The following is a 16,804-nucleotide window of genomic DNA, read 5'->3' on the forward strand; positions in this document are numbered from 1 at the left end:
TACAGAATAATGGATATGAAAGCGCTGAGAATAATATATAGTATCGTACTGGGAATAACAGTATTTATGTTTACCGGGTGTTCAGGTGATCTTTTGGATTTGAGTCCGGACATGCAGAATGTATTGAACAACTATTATAAAGATGCTGAACAGCTAAGAAAAGGAGTAAATTCTGCTTATGGAATATTGCAGGCTGAGGGATTGTATAAAGTGGGCAATTTGGTTTTAGGCGAACTTCCCTCTGATAACACATGGGATGAAGTCCCGGCGAATGATAATGGTAATTATGGTCAGTTGGATTTGTTTTCTATGACTTCTGCCAACACTGTGATTGATAAAGCTTGGAGTCATCATTTTAAGGGTATCCAACAATGTAATGTGATACTGAACCGGGTAGATGGAATCGGCGATATGCCGGAAGCAGAGAAAGAAAAGATTAAGGGGGAAATGTACTTTCTGCGCGGATTGATGTATTTCAATTTGGTTCGTATATTCGGTGATGTTCAATTGGTTATCCAGGAAACTACTAATCCGAATGATTTCTTTGGGCAAGCAAGAACTCCTAAAGATGAAGTGTATAAACAAATTGTTAAAGATCTGACTGATGCTTTTGCGTTACTTCCGGAAAAACCTGCAGAACTGGGGCGTGCTACCAAAGGTGCTGCTGCGGCACTTCTGGGCAAGGTTTATCTTACTTTAAAGGATTACGATAATAGCCTGAAATACTTGCAGGAAGTAGAAAAGTTAGGATATGCTTTGTTGGATGAGCCTGCGGATATATTTGATGTCAATAATAAGGGAAATAAGGAAGTTATATTTGATGTACAGTTTGAATCGGGTATAAATGGCAATTCCGAGGGTAGCAATGCCTTCCAGAACTTCAGCCCTTCGGGATATGTCAGCGGTTCGAAAGGGCACAACTTGCCGACAAATGAAGTCTACGGTTTATTTGCTGATAGTGACAAGCGTAAGTCGGCCTACTTTATTGTTACAAAAAATGGAGTGATAGGAACTGGAAAGTTGAAACAGACATCGGCTACGGTTGCAGATGGTGGCAGCAATATCATTGTATTGCGCTATGCCGATGTTCTCTTAATGCTTGCCGAGTGTTATGCCGAGAAAAATGATATGCCTAAAGCCAATGAGTACTTGAACTTGATTAAGGAACGGGCAGGTATTGACAAGGTTGCAATTAGTGATGCTACGTTGATGAAAGACGAAATAGCATTAGAAAGGCGCAAAGAACTCGTTAATGAAGGGCACCGCTGGTTTGATTTGGTGAGAACCGGTAAAGCTGTTGCAGTGATGAATGCTTATTTTGCCAGAACTCCCGGATATAACGGCATTTCCATAACAGAACAGAATTATGTACAACCTATTCCGCAAGCACAGATTGATACGGATTCTGCAACCAAACAGAATGAAGGATATAATTAAAAAACAGACCAATCATGAGAAAAAGCATTCTATTCTTATTTGCAATGTTTTGCGCTGCCTTTATGGCGGCGCAAAACCAACTCCCAAAGTGGGAGAAAGGTTATCTGGACATCCATCACATCAATACCGGCCGGGGTAATTGTGCGTTGTTGATTTTCCCGGACGGCACCACCATGATGATCGATGCCGGTGATTTTGACGGCAAGGAGTATGCGGCTAAGTATGCTCCGATGTTTGCAGCGCCGATATTCCCGAACAGTAGCTATACGCCCGGTTCGTCTATCATTAACTATGTAACGAATGTGCTGGGGAAAGACAATGCAGTAATTGACTATTTCCTTCTGACTCATTTTCATTCCGACCATTATGGTAATATACAGAAGACATCCGGTACTTCTAAAAACGGCTACCGCATTACCGGATTGACAGAAGTCGGAGACGTAATCCCTATCAAGACTTATGTGGACAGAGATTATCCCGACTATCAGTTCCCGGTAGATTTGCGTTCGGGAAAAGGTGGAGTGGATCTGCCTTCTTTCCTGAATCTGCTGGAGTTCCTGAAATATCAAAAAGAACATAATGGATTGGTGCCGGAGAAGTTTGATATAGGATCGAATACGCAGTTCGTATTGCAGAAAGAGCCGAAAGCTTATCCCGATTTTGAAGTCAGGAATATAAAATCCAATAATCTGCTGTGGACGGGAGAAGGCAAAAATACGACTGTTCTGTTTACAAAGGAAGACTTGCTGGCAAAGAATGGAAAATACAGTGAGAATCAGATGTCAACGGCTGTCGTAGTGAAATATGGTAAGTTCAAGTATTATGCAGGAGGTGATAATTCCGGTTTGGTAGACCAGGACCATGCAGAATGGTATGATATAGAAACCCCTATGGCACCGATAATAGGTAAAGTGTCAGCTGTATCACTCAATCATCATAGCAATCGGGATGCTACTAACCGGAACTTCCTGCAAGTGCTCGATCCTAAAGTGGTGGTGGCGCAATCGTGGAGTACGGATCATCCGGGGGCTGAAGTCGGTCAACGATTATTATCTGAGAATATCGGCACGCAGAAAAGGGATGTCTTTATGACTTATTATAATGACCAGACAGGAATAGGCATAGGCCCTTGGTTTGCCCGCGGCATAAAAGCCAAACAAGGACATATCGTGATAAGAGTATATCCGGATGGAAAGTATGAAGTGTATGTACTCGATGCCCGGAAAGAGGATTTGACCATATCGAAAAAGTTTGGCCCTTACGTAAGTGAATAACCCCTATATCTGAAACTTATTAAAACACTAAAGAATGAAACGTTTTATAGTATTGACCCTCCTCTGTTGGCTGGTGCTTGGAATGAGCGCACAGACAGCGAAAGAAGAAATATTCGAGAATATCCATCGTTCGGCAGCCAATCATTATGCCTATCCCGAGCCTCATTTCACGATGACTGCTCCGCCTAAGGGGTATAAACCGTTTTATCTGAGCCATTATGCACGCCACGGCTCCCGTTATCGTGTGAATCCCGATGACTATACAAAGCCACTGGCAATTCTCCGTGAGGCTGAGAAAGACGGAGCGCTTACCGAATTGGGGCAAAAGACGCTTCTCCTTGTAGATAGCATTGCACGGATGGCTAAAGACAGATACGGTGATTTGACTCCGCTGGGCGCACGCCAGCATAGGGGCATTGCGCAGAGAATGTACAAAAACTTCCCCGAAGTGTTTCAAGGAACAGCAGAGGTGGATGCACGTTCTACGATTGTTGTGCGCTGCATTCTCTCCATGATGGCCGAATGCCTGCAATTGCAGTCTCAGAACCCGGAACTGAGAATCAGGAACGAGGCTACTTATTACGATAAGTACTACATGAATTATAAAGATGAATATTTCAATAAGAAGCGTCAGGAGGACGAAGTGCTTGCCGTAAAGGAGGCTTTCAGAAAGGAACATCTTCACCCGGAGCGTTTGATGAAATCTCTCTTCAACAGCGAAGATTATGTGAGATGGAAAGTGGATGCGGGCAAGTTGATGAGTTACTTGTTTGAGTTGGCAGTCATTATGCAGAGCCACGATACGGATCTGGAGCTTTACTCTCTTTTCACGAAAGAAGAATGCTATGACTTGTGGGCAATCGGCAACGTAGAATGGTACATCGACTATGGACCGTCTCCGCTCACCCAGGGCAAGATGCCTTATGTAGAAGCCAATCTGCTTGAAAATATATTGAACACGGCAGATACCTGTGTTGTGAAGAAAGAGAATAGCGTAACCTTGCGTTTCGGTCACGAAACTTGTGTGCTTCCTTTGGCTTGTCTGCTGGAATTGGGCGATTGTGCCTATCAGACTACCGATATGGAGAAGTTGGCTGATGTTTGGCGCAATTATCGCATCTTCCCTAAGGCATGCAATATACAGTTCGTCTTTTATCGCAAGAAGGGGAATGATGATGTCCTTGTGAAAGTCTTGCTCAATGAACAGGAAATGAAACTGCCGGTTGAAAGCGAACTTGCTCCTTATTATCATTGGAAAGATGTGGAAAGCTATTATAGGAATAAATTGGCGAATTTTAAGAAATAATTCGGCTTGAATGCCTGATAATATGCTATTAAACATACTGATGCTTCTTTCTGATAATAAATAAATTGTATTTCTTTGCAGCAGGATAGTTCAGCATAGTTGACTTCCTCTTTTAATGCTAAGTAAGTCTTTATAATATGAAAGTAATTTTTGGACAACAAACTACCAAAGTCAAGCAACTGGCCGATCTCATTGGGCAGGATATCTCAATGGGTAAATATAAGATGGACGACGCTTTGCCTTCCATCAATCAGTTGAGTCAGGACTATAAGGTGTCCAGAGATACGGTGTTCAAGGCTTTTATCGATCTGAAGGAGAGAGGCGTCATTGACTCTACACCCGGCAAAGGCTACTATGTGGTAAACAGGCAAAAAAACATCTTGCTGTTGCTTGACGAATATTCTCCTTTCAAAGATACACTTTACAATAGTTTTGTCAAGCGTCTTTCTACCCGCTATAAAGTAGACCTGTGGTTTCATCAGTACAACGAATCATTGTTCAATGCCATACTTCGTGAATCGCTCGGGCGATATAACAAATATGTCGTCATGAACTTCGACAATGAGAAGTTTTCTCCTTATCTGTATAAGATAGATTCTTCACGTCTGTTGCTGCTCGACTTCGGACAGTTCGACAAGAAAGAGTACTCGTACATTTGCCAGGACTTTGGCAAATCTTTCTATCGCGCCATGGCGCAACTGTCCGACAAGTTGCAGCGCTATCGCAAGCTGGTCTTTTTTCTGACGAAAGAGAGCAAACATCCCAGGGAGACACGTGAATACTTCGAGAAGTATTGTGCGGACTATCACTTGGATTGTGAAGTAATAGAAAGTATGGAGGAACGGGAGGTACATTCGGGGGAGGCTTATATCGCCATCCGGCAGGTGGACGTTGTAGAGATTGTAAAGAAGAGCCGCGCAGCAGGATTGACGTGCGGCGTTGATTTCGGTTTGATAGCTTACAACGATACACCGGCCTACGAAGTGATTGACAAAGGGATAACCGCATTAAGTATCGACTGGAAGAAGATGGGGATGATGACGGCAGACTTCATCCTTACCGGTAATCCCGTACAGGTTTATCTGCCGACCGAGGTTCATCTGAGAGGCTCCTTATAGCCTTTTTTATAGATAATGATCAGCATAGTTCAGCACAGTATATTAACTTAATAATAAAAAAATGAAAAAGTATCCGAAAATCGGGATTCGTCCCACTATCGACGGTCGCCAGGGTGGCGTACGTGAGAGTCTTGAAGAAAAGACTATGAATTTGGCAAAGGCAGTAGCCGCGTTGATTACCGCTAACTTGAAAAACGGTGACGGAAGTCCCGTGGAATGTGTGATTGCCGACGGCACTATCGGACGTGTGGCCGAAAGCGCTGCTTGTGCCGAGAAGTTTGAACGCGAAGGGGTGGGGGCTACCATTACGGTAACTTCCTGCTGGTGCTACGGTGCCGAAACAATGGATATGAATCCGTATTATCCGAAAGCTGTATGGGGATTCAACGGTACGGAACGTCCGGGAGCCGTATATCTGGCAGCTGTATTGGCAGGTCATGCACAGAAAGGTTTGCCTGCTTTCGGCATCTACGGACGCGATGTGCAGGATTTGGATGATAATTCCATTCCGGATGATGTTGCCGAGAAGCTTTTGCGCTTTGCACGTGCAGCGCAGGCGGTGGCTACGATGAGAGGGAAGTCTTATTTGTCGATGGGCAGCGTCTCTATGGGTATTGCAGGTTCTATCGTCAATCCCGACTTCTTCCAGGAATACCTGGGCATGCGGTGTGAATCGGTGGATTTGACTGAGATTATCCGTCGCATGACTGAAGGGATCTATGATAAGGAAGAATTTGCCAAAGCCATGGCTTGGACCGAAAAATACTGCAAGAAGAATGAGGGTGAGGATTTCAATATTCCGGCAAAGACCAAGACCCGTGAGCAGAAAGATGAAGATTGGGAGTTCATTGTGAAAATGACTATCATCATGCGCGATCTGATGCAAGGGAATCCGAAACTGAAGGAAATGGGCTTCAAGGAAGAGGCGCTTGGCCACAATGCCATTGCCGCAGGTTTCCAGGGACAGCGCCAATGGACCGATTTCTATCCGAATGGTGACTACTCCGAAGCCTTGCTGAATACCTCTTTCGACTGGAACGGCATTCGTGAAGCCTACGTCGTAGCTACAGAGAATGATGCCTGCAATGGTGTAGCTATGCTCTTCGGCCATTTGCTGACGAACCGTGCACAAATCTTCTCGGATGTGCGCACTTATTGGAGCCCCGAAGCTGTGAAGCGGGTGACGGGTAAGGAACTGACCGGCCTGGCTGCGAATGGTATCATCCATTTGATAAATTCAGGTGCTACGACTTTGGACGGTACCGGACAACAGGTCGATGCGCAAGGCGAACCGGCTATGAAGCCCCACTGGGAAATCTCCGAAGATGAAATGGAAAAATGTCTGGAAGCTACGACCTGGTATCCTGCCAATCGTGATTACTTCCGTGGTGGCGGTTTTTCTTCCAACTTCCTGTCAAGAGGTGGAATGCCGGTGACTATGAGCCGCTTGAATCTGGTAAAAGGTCTTGGCCCCGTGCTGCAGATTGCCGAAGGATGGACGGTAGAAATAGACCCGGAAATCCATAAACTGCTGAATGAACGTACAGACCGTACGTGGCCCACTACCTGGTTTGTACCCCGTCTCTGCAACCAGCCTGCATTCGAAGACGTGTATTCGGTTATGAATAACTGGGGAGCCAATCATGGCGCTATCAGTTACGGACATATCGGTCAGGATCTGATTACGTTGGCTTCCATGCTTCGCATCCCGGTTTGCATGCACAATGTAGACGAAAAGAAGATTTTCCGTCCTGCTGCATGGAATGCTTTCGGTATGGATAAGGAGGGAGCAGACTATCGTGCTTGTACCACTTATGGTCCTGTCTACAAATAAAGAGGTTGTTTCTGAACTTAAAGAAAACAGTATGATAACAAATGAACATATAGAACAGTTTGTCGCCCAGGCCCATCGGGTGGGTGATGCCGGATTGACGGTTTGCAGCAGTGGTAATCTGTCGTGGCGTATAGGAGACGAGGTGCTGCTTTCGGGCACCGGCTCCTGGGTGCCTTCGCTGACGAAGGAGAAAGTGGCGGTTTGCCGGCTTTCTACCGGAGAAGTATTGAATGGAGTAAAGCCTTCGATGGAAAGCGGCTTCCATCTGGGAGTGCTGCGGGAACGTCCGGATGTAGGTGTGGTGCTCCATTTCCAGTCGCCTTATGCCACGGCTGTGGCTTGTATGAAGAACCGCCCGGTGAACTTCAATGTAACGGCTGAGGTGCCTTGCCATGTGGGAAGCGAGATTCCGGTGATACCTTATTATCGTCCCGGTTCTAAGGAACTGGCGCAGGCAGTCATTGAGAATATGAAGGATCATAATTCCGTGCTGCTCCTGAAACATGGGCAGGTGGTTTGCGGCAAGGACTTCGACCAGGCTTTTGAACGCGCCATGTTCTTCGAGATGGCGTGCCGCATTATCATCCAGTCCGGTGGGGACTATACGGTGCTTACACCGGAAGAGATAGATGACCTGGAGACGTACATCCTGGGGAAAAAGACGAAGTGATGAATGCCTATTTAGCAGTGGATTTTGGAGGTGGAAGCGGCCGGGTAATGGCCGGTTCCATCGACCAGGGTGTGTTGAAGCTGGAAGAAGTGTACCGTTTTCCGAACAGGCAGGTGCGCATGGGCAATCATGTGTACTGGGATTTCCTGGCGCTGTTCGATGAAATGAAGAATGGACTCCGGCAGGCTGTCCGTAAAGGATATACTGTTAAAAGTATAGGCATCGATACCTGGGGGGTGGATTTTGGCCTGATAGATAAGGACGGCAATTTATTGGGGAATCCGGTTTGCTATCGTGATTTGCGCACTGAAGGGTTGCCCGATGAACTCTTTGACGAAGCGGCACTTGCGGAGCACTATGCAGAGGCGGGTATTCAGGTTATGTCCATCAATACGCTTTTTCAGCTTTACAGCATGAAGAAAAACGACGATGTACAATTGAAGGTTGCCGATAGACTGCTGTTTATGCCCGACCTTTTCAGTTACTATCTGACCGGGGTTGCCAATAATGAATATTGCATTGCTTCCACCTCGGAACTGCTGGATGCACGCACGCGTACGTGGAACCGTGCCTTGATTGAGAAGTTGGGATTGCCGCAGCATCTTTTCGGTGACATCGTGATGCCGGGTACAGTGCGTGGCAGGCTGAAACGGGAGATTCGGGAGGAAATCGGACTGCCGGAAGAGGTGGAGGTCATCGCAGTAGGGTCGCACGATACGGCTAGCGCTGTCTTTGCCGTTCCGGCCGCAGGCAAGTGCAGGGCTTTTCTGAGTTCGGGCACGTGGTCACTGCTCGGCATCGAGACAGACGAACCGATCCTTTCGGAAGAGGCCCGGAACGGTGGCTTTACCAATGAAGGCGGTGTGGGCGGAAAGATCCGTTTTCTGCAGAATATAACCGGCCTGTGGATGTTGCAGCAGCTTATCAGGCAATGGAAGGAGCGGGGTGAAGAAACCGACTACGAGTATCTGATAACAGCTGCCGAACGTGCCGATATACCCTCGGTTGTCGACGTGGATGACAAGGCTTTCCAAAGCCCTATGGACATGGAAGCCGCCATTGCGGATTATTGCAGGGAGCATGCCTGCCAGGTGCCGGCTTCGCAGGGAGAGTATGTACGTTGCGTATTGCAGTCGCTGGCACAGCGCTATAAGCGGGGGGTGGAACAACTGAACCGTTTGTTGCCGTCTCCGGTAGAGCAGTTGCACATTGTGGGGGGAGGCTGCCGTAACAGGTTGCTGAACAGCTTGACAGCCGAGGCGTTGGGCATTCCCGTGTATGCCGGTCCGGTGGAGGCTACGGCCATCGGCAATATCCTTGTGCAAGCCCTGGTAAAAGGAGAAATCCGGGAGCGGGACGAAATAAAGGAAATAATTTAAAAACGATGGAACGATGGAAACAAAAATAAAAAGTTATCGCGTCAAAGAACACCGGCAACCGGTGGAACGCTATTGCCGGACGCTGGATTTGCGCGATGATCCCGAACTGATAGCCGAATATCGTCGCCGGCATAGCAGGGAGCATATATGGCCCGAAATCATGGCGGGTATTCGCGAAGTGGGAATCCTTGAAATGGAGATATACATACTGGGTACGCGGTTGTTCATGATCGTAGAGTTTCCGGTAGGCTTCGACTGGGACGCGGCGATGGAACGCCTGGCCACTCTGCCCCGCCAACAAGAATGGGAGGACTATATGTCCATTTTCCAGTTGGTGCGTCTTGGAAGTACATCGGCGGAGAAGTGGCAACCCATGGAACGCATGTTCCATTTGTATGAGTAATTACTAAAGAACCTTTTTTACCTTATGAATAACACAATGAAAAACTCAATAATAACCAAGGATGGCGTAAGCTACCTGATACCGTTTATTTTGATTACGAGCTGCTTTGCCCTGTGGGGATTTGCCAATGATATAACTAATCCCATGGTGAAGGCTTTCTCCAAAATCTTCCGTATGAGCGTTACGGACGGTGCATTGGTGCAGGTTGCCTTTTATGGCGGTTACTTTGCGATGGCATTTCCGGCGGCGATGTTCATCCGCAGGTTCTCTTATAAGGCGGGTGTACTTTTGGGACTGGGCATGTATGCTCTCGGTGCGTTCCTGTTCTTCCCCGCCATGATGATGGGAAGTTATTACCCGTTTCTGATTGCTTATTTCATCCTGACGTGCGGTTTGTCGTTTCTCGAAACCAGTTGTAATCCTTATATCCTTTCTATGGGTACGGAAGAGACCGCTACCCGCCGTTTGAACCTGGCACAGTCTTTCAATCCGATGGGATCGTTGCTGGGCATGTATGTGGCGATGAACTTCATCCAGAATCGTTTGAACCCGATGGGGACGATTGAACGCAGTCAGCTCTCTACAGCAGAGTTTGAGGCGGTGCGCGATTCCGACCTGAGTGTATTGATTGCGCCTTATCTGGCTATCGGCATTGTCGTTCTGATTATGCTGGTACTGATTCGGATGATGAAGATGCCCAAGAATGCCGACCAGTCTCATGATATCAACTTCTTCCCGACATTGAAACGTATTTTCTGCATCAGGCATTATCGCGAAGGGGTTATTGCGCAGTTCTTCTATGTGGGTGCACAGATTATGTGCTGGACGTTTGTCATACAATACGGTACCCGTCTGTTTATGTCGCAGGGGATGGAGGAGAAGGCGGCGGAGGTGTTGTCGCAGGAATATAATATTGTGGCGATGATTATCTTTTGTGCCAGCCGGTTTATATGTACTTTTATCCTGCGCTATCTCAGTCCGGGCTTGTTGCTGAAGGTGCTTGCAATCGTTGCTTGCGGGTTTACTGCCGGAGTGATGTTTCTGCAGAATATCGGAGGCATGTATTGCCTGGTCGGTGTTTCGGCCTGTATGTCGCTGATGTTTCCCACCATCTATGGGATAGCCCTCCGCGGGTTGGGCGATGATGCAAAATTCGGGGCAGCAGGACTGATAATGGCTATCCTGGGAGGTTCGATATTGCCTCCGCTCCAGGCAAGCATCATCGATAGGCATACGTTGTTCGGCATGCCGGCAGTGAATCTTTCGTTTGTACTTCCACTTATCTGTTTTGTGGTGATAATAATATATGGGCATCGCTCTTATGCAAGAGAGAAGAAGTAAATAAGAACACGCTTTGTTTCTTTATAACTTTCTCACATCCTTTACTTTGCATCCATAAACTTTCCCTTTGGCGTGGCTGTTTCAGGACATACGCCGAGTGCGGAAATTAAAATCAAAGTATTATGGATCAAAAAGAGAAAATTATGGAAACGGTGGAAACCGCGGGGATGCCGGACTTGGCATCCTACATGCGGCTGGTGACCGAGCGGTTGGAGAAAGACAAGAAACGGTCGGCAGTGCATACGTACACCTACGCGCTGAAATCCATCACGGAGTTTTACGGGGGCGAAGGAACACCGATGCCGGTGGACGAGGTATTCACTCCGGGCAGGCTGAAGGAGTATGAACAGTGGATGAAGCAGGAAGGGGCGAAAAAGAAAGATGGGGAACCGAAAGGGTTGAGCCTGAACAGCATCTCGACCTACATGCGGGATTTGAAGGCGGTGTACCACCGACTTGTCGATGAGAAGGTGCTGCCCTACCATGCGAAACTGTTCGATGACGTGTACACCAAAGTGGAGTCGCAGACCAAACGGGCATTGGAGAAGGAGCAGATGAATGCACTGATGTATGCCGATTTTGAGAAACTGCCCAAAGGGGTGCGGTGTGCGCTGGCTTATTTCCTGTTGATGTTCCTGTTTCGGGGGATGCCGTTCATCGACCTTGCCCATCTGCGCAAGCAGGATATGAAGGGGGACAAGATTGTGTATAGCCGCCACAAGACGGGACGGCAGATGACGGTGCGTATTCCCAAAGAGGCGATACCGTTGATAGAGGAGTTCAAAAATACCAATCCCGGCTCCGTTTACCTGTTTCCAGTTCTGGACGAACAAGGCAGGAAGATGAAAAAGGGGAAGGAACTATACACGGATTACCTGCGTGCGCTCCGCAGCTTCAACCGAAAGTTGGAGCGGGTGGCGGCGCTGTTGCTGCCCGGTGTGAGGCTGAGTTCGTATACACCGCGGCACACATGGGCTACGCTGGCATTTTATGCCGGGATGGGTATCGGCATTATCTGCAAGGCGTTGGGACACTCTTCCATCAAGGTAACGGAAACTTACCTGAAACCTTTTGAAAATGCGAAGGTAGATGCGGCGAATGATGAACTGATTATTTCCGTTGCGCAGTGCAACGAAAAGAAGAAAACGGCATAAAGAATACCGCGTGTAACGGCTTGTGAGGCAGGACAGTATTACTTACCAAGTAACAGGCTATTTAACTTCGCAAAGGTGAAAATATTTTCTCGTTTATCCAAATAAAAGCTTTAATTTCGATGTTAATCTATTAAAATCTATTTATTTACGAACACACACTCCCCTAAAATTCCATATTGCCCCAGCTGACACTTTACAAACACACATAAAGCTTTATTCCATCTTTATACTTCAAAAATGGACTACTTTTCTATTCACTTTTCCCATCGAGAAAGTAGCTCTTCTCGTTAAATTATCGGAACGAAAACTCTTTTTCCCTCCATGCAGGAAGGCTATTCCCTGTTACTTGGTAAGTAATGCCCGCTGAACCATCATTTAATAAGTAACAGTTGCACAAAATAAACGTATTATGATATCTACACTGACACAAGCTGCCATTGCCATTTTACATGACATTTCTTCGGGGGATGACATGCAATCAGCCGATTTCCTTTTTTCAGAAGGTGAACGGGAAAAACTGTTCGATGAACTTGAAAAGAGCCATCTTATCCGTCTGTTGCCGGACAAGAACCCGGGAACGCTTTCTTCATACGTATTGTGCCGCCCGTTGCCGGACATATCCTTGCTGGATGTGCTCCAAGCTACGAATGAACCTATCCGCTGCACTGTGCCCACCCCTGAGTCATTCTATATCAGCCATGGGCAGATAGCTCACAAGATAGGCATTCTGAACCAGGTGGCACGTAAGTTTCTGGCAGATATTAAAATATCCAATTGGTAAACCGGCAAATCGACCGACCGGTGTTCAGTATCAAGAATTATGAATCTACCTGACTATATAGGAACTATCAGGCGTCTTGCCCTCTGCTGCGGAGTATTGCTTACGCTGTTGCCCGGCCTCCATGCGCAAAATAAGGCGGTGGAGGAGCGTCCGCTTTTCGCCCTGAAAACCAACCTGCTGTTTGATGCTGCCCTGATGCCGAATGTGGAGATAGAAGTGCCGATAGGCAAACGCTGGTCGGTGAACGGCGAATACATGCTCCCGTGGTGGCTGTTGGACGGTGACAAATATGCCTTGCAGATATTGATGGGCGGACTGGAAGGACGCTACTGGCTGGGCAGCAGGGAAAGCCGCATGAAGCGGGAAGTGCTTACCGGTCATTTCCTCGGACTGTATGCCGGAGGCGGCAAGTACGACCTGCAATGGAAAGAGAACGGTTATCAGGGCGAATTCTTCATCGCCGCAGGTATCAGTTATGGTTGGACTACACGCATCGCCCGCAACCTGCATCTAGAACTGAATATCGGCATCGGCATGCTCCGCACCGATTACCGCCATTACCATGCCCGCGACAATTACCGGACTCTGCTTTGGCAGGAGAACGGCAAATACACCTGGTTCGGACCCACGAAAGCGAAAATCTCGCTGGTGTGGCTGCTGAACCGCAAGGCGAAGAAAGGAGGGGCACGATGAGACACATACGATATATGTCTGTTTTTAGACAAAAGAACATAAGAACAAATTATTCCTTATCTGTCCTTTTGTTCTTCTGTCTGTATCTCTCCGGTTGCGACCGTCGCGAACTGACCTATTACATGGAAGCCGAGTTTGAAATCCGTGTAGACTGGAGCCGTGCCGGTCTGGATGCGGAAGAAGCAGCCAACGGTGCCACTGCCGTTTTCTATCCCCGGGATGGAGGTACGCCGAAAGTGGTACTGATGGGCGACCGCACCTACGAGAAAGTCCGCCTGCCGAAGGGTCGTTACGATGTCCTGGTCTTCAACCGTTCCTTCAGCGACTTCGGCGGTCTGTCTTTCCGTGGCGAATGCTACGAAGAGCTGGAAGCCTATGCCCGCCATGTGGAAACCCGTACCGATCCGGCGACGCGTATCACGACGCGCGTCATTGTCAGTTCTCCCGAGAAGCTGGCAGCCGGTGTGGTGGAAGACTTTGAGGTGACGGAAGAGATGCTGGGCAACTATAGCCCTACGGCGGCACGCGGCCGTTCCGCACCGGCTTCGGGCGTAGACAGCCGGTATGTGCTGTCTTTCGTCCCCCGGTGCCTGACGCGTGAAGTGAAGGTAGAGGTCAACGTTGTCGGATTGAATAATATCCGTTCGGCAGCGGGCACGCTGGAAGGGGTGGCCGAGTCCGTCAATCTCTCTACGGGCAAGGTCTCCGGTGAGACCGTCTTCCAGCAGTTCACGTTGGATGATATTGCTTTCACGGACGGTTCGCCCTTCAATGGTACGCTGACCGGACGCTTCAATACTTTCGGCCTTGAGACTGAGATTCCGCGCAAGCTGGCACTGCGTGCCCTGCTTGTGGACGGCAAGACGACAGTGGATGAAGTATTCGACATCACCGCGCACGAGTTGGAGGATGAAGGTGGTACGCTGGTGCTTTATATCGAGGTCACCGCTCCGCCCATCCCCGACGTAAAGCCCGAAGGCGGCTCCGACTCAGGTTTCGATATCGACGTGGATGATTGGGGAGACGAGGAGGAAAGCGAGTTGCCACTGTAAACGCTGATTACGGAGCTAATAAAAGAACTGATTACGAAACTAACAATATAATGTATCATTAAAAACTTTTGATTTATGAAAACAAGGAATTTGTTGATTGCGATTTCAGCCCTTGCCCTTGCAGGCTGTTCGCAGAATGAGATTACGGAAATGAGTCCGGATGCCAATCCGGCGGTAGGGTTCAGTGTGTACACGGGGGTACAGACGAGAGGTGTGGAAACCACGCAGACCCTTTTGCAAGGGAGTCCGGCCACTACCAGCGGGAGTACCAAAGGGGGCGGATTCGGTGTGCTGGCGTATTATACCGGACAGACTGGCTTTCCTTCGGACAATTCGAACAATAGCTATGCTCCCAATTTCATGTATAATCAGAAAGTGGCATGGGAGAGTACAAGCCCTGGTGCTTGGAAATATTCCCCTTTGAAATATTGGCCGAATACGAAAGGTGACAAGATTACGTTCTTTGCTTATGGACCGTATAGCGCGGCTGCGAATTTCCCGACAAGTGGCGAAGCTGCCATTGATAATGGTATAACATTGTCAGGTAATACAGACCAAGGTTACCCTAAACTGACTTTTACCGTGAAAGGTACAGCAAGTAGCGCGGCTGCCGGTGCCAGTACCGGCACCAATAGCAGCGCCAATGCGATGGTCGATCTCGTAGTGGCTACCAACAAAGATGAAGTGCGGACTACTGAAAATATAAAATTCCAATTCAAGCATATCCTGTCCAGAGCGAATTTTCAGGCAAAACTGGATAAGAATCTTACCAATTCGGGTCAGGGTGCTGCAGGCGATGGCAAAACGTATGTTTGTGTGACAGGTGCACGTATAGTTGGAAAAAACAACAATAGCGATTCTAAATTCTATGGCAAAGCAGTGTACCAATGGGTCTCTGATACTTGGGATTATACAGAGAGCACGAGTGTTAAACCCGAATCTGATTATGATTTAGCCAGCGTCCTGTCTCTTGTAGACCGTAGCAGTGGTTCAGGCCAGCCATTTTACAACAAGAATTATTCAACGGACTGTGTCGTTTTAAAGCAAGATGGAACCGCCACGGAACTGTTTCAACGCAAAGATGTAGACAGCAAGACTACTGACGAATACCTGTTCCTCATTCCTCCTACAGATAATACTAATCTTACTTCATCCGGTGGCATCACTTCCGAAAAGGATGTCCTAGTAGAGATTGATTATGATGTCATCACATTCGATGACGCTTTGTCTAATGGCAGCAGTGAAAAATACTCCAAGACCTCAACCAAGGCCACCGTCTCCCTTCCGAATGGCACCTTGAAACGCGGCAAGGCGTATAACTTTATCTTCACGATTGGGCTGAATGAAGTGAAGGTAGACGCAGATGTAGATACTTGGGGAACAGAAGATGAAATCGTTTATGCACCTTCTGCAGCAGTAGCTTCAACTTTTAATGCTGAAGGAGTGGCTGCTGCCATCACGGCATTGAATTCTGCAAAAGAAAAAAATCCCAATTGCAATTATTTCGTGGTTACAGCACCTGCCAACACATCCATAAGCAGTGCAACAACCATAGATTTAAGCAGTGGTAGTTTGAGCATTTCAACTGATAAGTTCGAAGTTGGTGACCGGATTGAGATTAACCTTAGTAACGTTAGTGGAATAGACGGCTCTAAAACTTTTGCGGTAACTGCGCCGTCAGGCTGGTCTGCAAGCAGTGCTGTATCATCGAATACGAGTCCTGTTATCCTTACTAAAGTGCCAGCTAAAGCGAGCTAATACCCCGCATCCTCAGGCTGAAAGCCTGAGCAATCAAGTCCGGGAAGGGTTGAATCTCCCTTCCCGGTCCCACAGTTAAACAATTAAGTTATAACGCTCGTTCTTTGACATGCTGGAAACGGAAATTATGATTGGCGTATGCAGGGAATCAACGGTTTTCAAAAGAAATCGCAGAAAACGCCTCCTGATGAAATAAAAAGGGCTAAATCTATAATGAAAGAATATTTTGAAACAAAAAAAGGATACTGAAATGACTGAAGACGAAAAAAGAAAGGCAATAATGGAATGCGGAGACGATTACGATAGCATTCTTGATATTCAGTATGGAGCCAAAGGAACTCCTGAGCGTAATGTCTTTGAACAAGGTGCAGAAGCATTTATTCTTGCAGAACGTTTAAAGGAAGAAAGGCTGCAAGCAGGTCTTACCCAAGAACAGCTTGCCCAGAAAATAGGCACCAAGAAGTCGTATATCTCACGCATTGAGAACGGAAAAACGGATGTGCAACTTTCCACGCTTTTCCGTATCTTTGAAGGGTTGGGAAAAAGGGTAAGCCTGACTATTCTATAAAGGCTAAAACGAGGTACAACCTGTTTTTTCATAATT

Annotated in this window: 15 protein-coding genes and 1 pseudogene; all 16 read left to right on the top strand. The window is 47.5% G+C overall.

Annotated elements, in window-relative coordinates; all coding sequences use genetic code 11:
* Window positions 1–15 precede the first annotated feature (15 nt).
* The 16 genes and pseudogenes from AAE250_RS01590 to AAE250_RS01665 all read left to right on the top strand — a co-directional run bounded on the left by AAE250_RS01590 (window position 16) and on the right by AAE250_RS01665 (window position 16,768).
* Entirely contained in the window at window positions 16–1,437 is a 1,422-nt protein-coding gene (locus AAE250_RS01590) for a RagB/SusD family nutrient uptake outer membrane protein (protein ID WP_294595248.1), read from the top strand.
* 14 nt (window positions 1,438–1,451) lie between these two features.
* On the top strand, window positions 1,452–2,711 hold the full coding sequence (locus AAE250_RS01595) for an MBL fold metallo-hydrolase (RefSeq protein ID WP_294595247.1): 1,260 nt from the start codon (window positions 1,452–1,454) through the stop codon (window positions 2,709–2,711).
* A 34-nt stretch (window positions 2,712–2,745) separates the two neighbouring features.
* A complete protein-coding gene (locus AAE250_RS01600) occupies window positions 2,746–4,017 on the top strand; it encodes a histidine-type phosphatase (protein ID WP_294595246.1) in 1,272 nt (423 codons plus the stop codon).
* Between the two features lie 137 nt (window positions 4,018–4,154).
* The gene (locus tag AAE250_RS01605) at window positions 4,155–5,135 is read left to right on the top strand and encodes a GntR family transcriptional regulator (protein WP_294595244.1); all 981 of its coding nucleotides are present in this window, start codon (window positions 4,155–4,157) and stop codon (window positions 5,133–5,135) included.
* Between the two features lie 61 nt (window positions 5,136–5,196).
* A complete protein-coding gene (gene fucI / locus AAE250_RS01610; RefSeq protein ID WP_294595243.1) occupies window positions 5,197–6,969 on the top strand; it encodes an L-fucose isomerase in 1,773 nt (590 codons plus the stop codon).
* Between the two features lie 31 nt (window positions 6,970–7,000).
* Complete coding sequence (locus tag AAE250_RS01615) at window positions 7,001–7,639, top strand: class II aldolase/adducin family protein (RefSeq protein WP_294595241.1); 639 nt, start codon at window positions 7,001–7,003, stop codon at window positions 7,637–7,639.
* Window positions 7,639–9,018 carry a rhamnulokinase gene (locus AAE250_RS01620; protein ID WP_294595239.1) on the top strand — a complete coding sequence of 460 codons (1,380 nt, stop codon included), beginning with the start codon at window positions 7,639–7,641 and terminating at the stop codon, window positions 9,016–9,018. The genes AAE250_RS01615 and AAE250_RS01620 overlap by 1 nt, the downstream gene beginning before the upstream one ends.
* A gap of 13 nt (window positions 9,019–9,031) precedes the next feature.
* On the top strand, window positions 9,032–9,421 hold the full coding sequence (locus AAE250_RS01625) for an L-rhamnose mutarotase (RefSeq protein ID WP_294595237.1): 390 nt from the start codon (window positions 9,032–9,034) through the stop codon (window positions 9,419–9,421).
* Window positions 9,422–9,445: 24 nt separating this feature from the next.
* Window positions 9,446–10,762 carry an L-fucose:H+ symporter permease gene (gene fucP / locus AAE250_RS01630; protein WP_294595235.1) on the top strand — a complete coding sequence of 439 codons (1,317 nt, stop codon included), beginning with the start codon at window positions 9,446–9,448 and terminating at the stop codon, window positions 10,760–10,762.
* Between the two features lie 122 nt (window positions 10,763–10,884).
* Window positions 10,885–11,916, top strand: coding sequence for a tyrosine-type recombinase/integrase (locus tag AAE250_RS01635; RefSeq protein ID WP_294595233.1), 1,032 nt, complete (start codon window positions 10,885–10,887; stop codon window positions 11,914–11,916).
* A gap of 409 nt (window positions 11,917–12,325) precedes the next feature.
* Complete coding sequence (locus tag AAE250_RS01640) at window positions 12,326–12,697, top strand: hypothetical protein (RefSeq protein WP_294595231.1); 372 nt, start codon at window positions 12,326–12,328, stop codon at window positions 12,695–12,697.
* 39 nt (window positions 12,698–12,736) lie between these two features.
* A complete protein-coding gene (locus AAE250_RS01645) occupies window positions 12,737–13,390 on the top strand; it encodes a DUF3575 domain-containing protein (RefSeq protein ID WP_294595229.1) in 654 nt (217 codons plus the stop codon).
* A complete protein-coding gene (locus tag AAE250_RS01650) occupies window positions 13,387–14,442 on the top strand; it encodes a DUF5119 domain-containing protein (protein WP_342288621.1) in 1,056 nt (351 codons plus the stop codon). Before AAE250_RS01645 ends, AAE250_RS01650 begins: the two co-directional genes overlap by 4 nt.
* Window positions 14,443–14,517: 75 nt before the next feature.
* Window positions 14,518–16,200, top strand: a complete 1,683-nt coding sequence (locus tag AAE250_RS01655) for a fimbrillin family protein (RefSeq protein ID WP_294595225.1) — start codon at window positions 14,518–14,520, stop codon at window positions 16,198–16,200.
* Window positions 16,201–16,350: 150 nt separating this feature from the next.
* Window positions 16,351–16,449, top strand: a pseudogene (locus AAE250_RS01660) (type II toxin-antitoxin system RelE/ParE family toxin); the annotation flags it as partial.
* 1 nt (window position 16,450) lies between these two features.
* Complete coding sequence (locus AAE250_RS01665; protein ID WP_342288622.1) at window positions 16,451–16,768, top strand: helix-turn-helix domain-containing protein; 318 nt, start codon at window positions 16,451–16,453, stop codon at window positions 16,766–16,768.
* Window positions 16,769–16,804: the final 36 nt, after the last annotated feature.

Source organism: Bacteroides sp. GD17, assembly GCF_038448625.1.
In the GTDB taxonomy this organism is placed as follows: domain Bacteria; phylum Bacteroidota; class Bacteroidia; order Bacteroidales; family Bacteroidaceae; genus Bacteroides.

Excerpts from the sequence above, each read along its gene's own strand:
- AAE250_RS01590 (WP_294595248.1), top strand. The coding sequence starts at position 16 with ATGAAAGCGCTGAGAATAATATATAGTATCGTACTGGGAATAACAGTA.
- AAE250_RS01595 (WP_294595247.1), top strand. The coding sequence starts at position 1,452 with ATGAGAAAAAGCATTCTATTCTTATTTGCAATGTTTTGCGCTGCCTTT.
- AAE250_RS01600 (WP_294595246.1), top strand. The coding sequence starts at position 2,746 with ATGAAACGTTTTATAGTATTGACCCTCCTCTGTTGGCTGGTGCTTGGA.
- AAE250_RS01605 (WP_294595244.1), top strand. The coding sequence starts at position 4,155 with ATGAAAGTAATTTTTGGACAACAAACTACCAAAGTCAAGCAACTGGCC.
- fucI (WP_294595243.1), top strand. The coding sequence starts at position 5,197 with ATGAAAAAGTATCCGAAAATCGGGATTCGTCCCACTATCGACGGTCGC.
- AAE250_RS01615 (WP_294595241.1), top strand. The coding sequence starts at position 7,001 with ATGATAACAAATGAACATATAGAACAGTTTGTCGCCCAGGCCCATCGG.
- AAE250_RS01620 (WP_294595239.1), top strand. The coding sequence starts at position 7,639 with ATGAATGCCTATTTAGCAGTGGATTTTGGAGGTGGAAGCGGCCGGGTA.
- AAE250_RS01625 (WP_294595237.1), top strand. The coding sequence starts at position 9,032 with ATGGAAACAAAAATAAAAAGTTATCGCGTCAAAGAACACCGGCAACCG.
- fucP (WP_294595235.1), top strand. The coding sequence starts at position 9,446 with ATGAATAACACAATGAAAAACTCAATAATAACCAAGGATGGCGTAAGC.
- AAE250_RS01635 (WP_294595233.1), top strand. The coding sequence starts at position 10,885 with ATGGATCAAAAAGAGAAAATTATGGAAACGGTGGAAACCGCGGGGATG.
- AAE250_RS01640 (WP_294595231.1), top strand. The coding sequence starts at position 12,326 with ATGATATCTACACTGACACAAGCTGCCATTGCCATTTTACATGACATT.
- AAE250_RS01645 (WP_294595229.1), top strand. The coding sequence starts at position 12,737 with ATGAATCTACCTGACTATATAGGAACTATCAGGCGTCTTGCCCTCTGC.
- AAE250_RS01650 (WP_342288621.1), top strand. The coding sequence starts at position 13,387 with ATGAGACACATACGATATATGTCTGTTTTTAGACAAAAGAACATAAGA.
- AAE250_RS01655 (WP_294595225.1), top strand. The coding sequence starts at position 14,518 with ATGAAAACAAGGAATTTGTTGATTGCGATTTCAGCCCTTGCCCTTGCA.
- AAE250_RS01665 (WP_342288622.1), top strand. The coding sequence starts at position 16,451 with ATGACTGAAGACGAAAAAAGAAAGGCAATAATGGAATGCGGAGACGAT.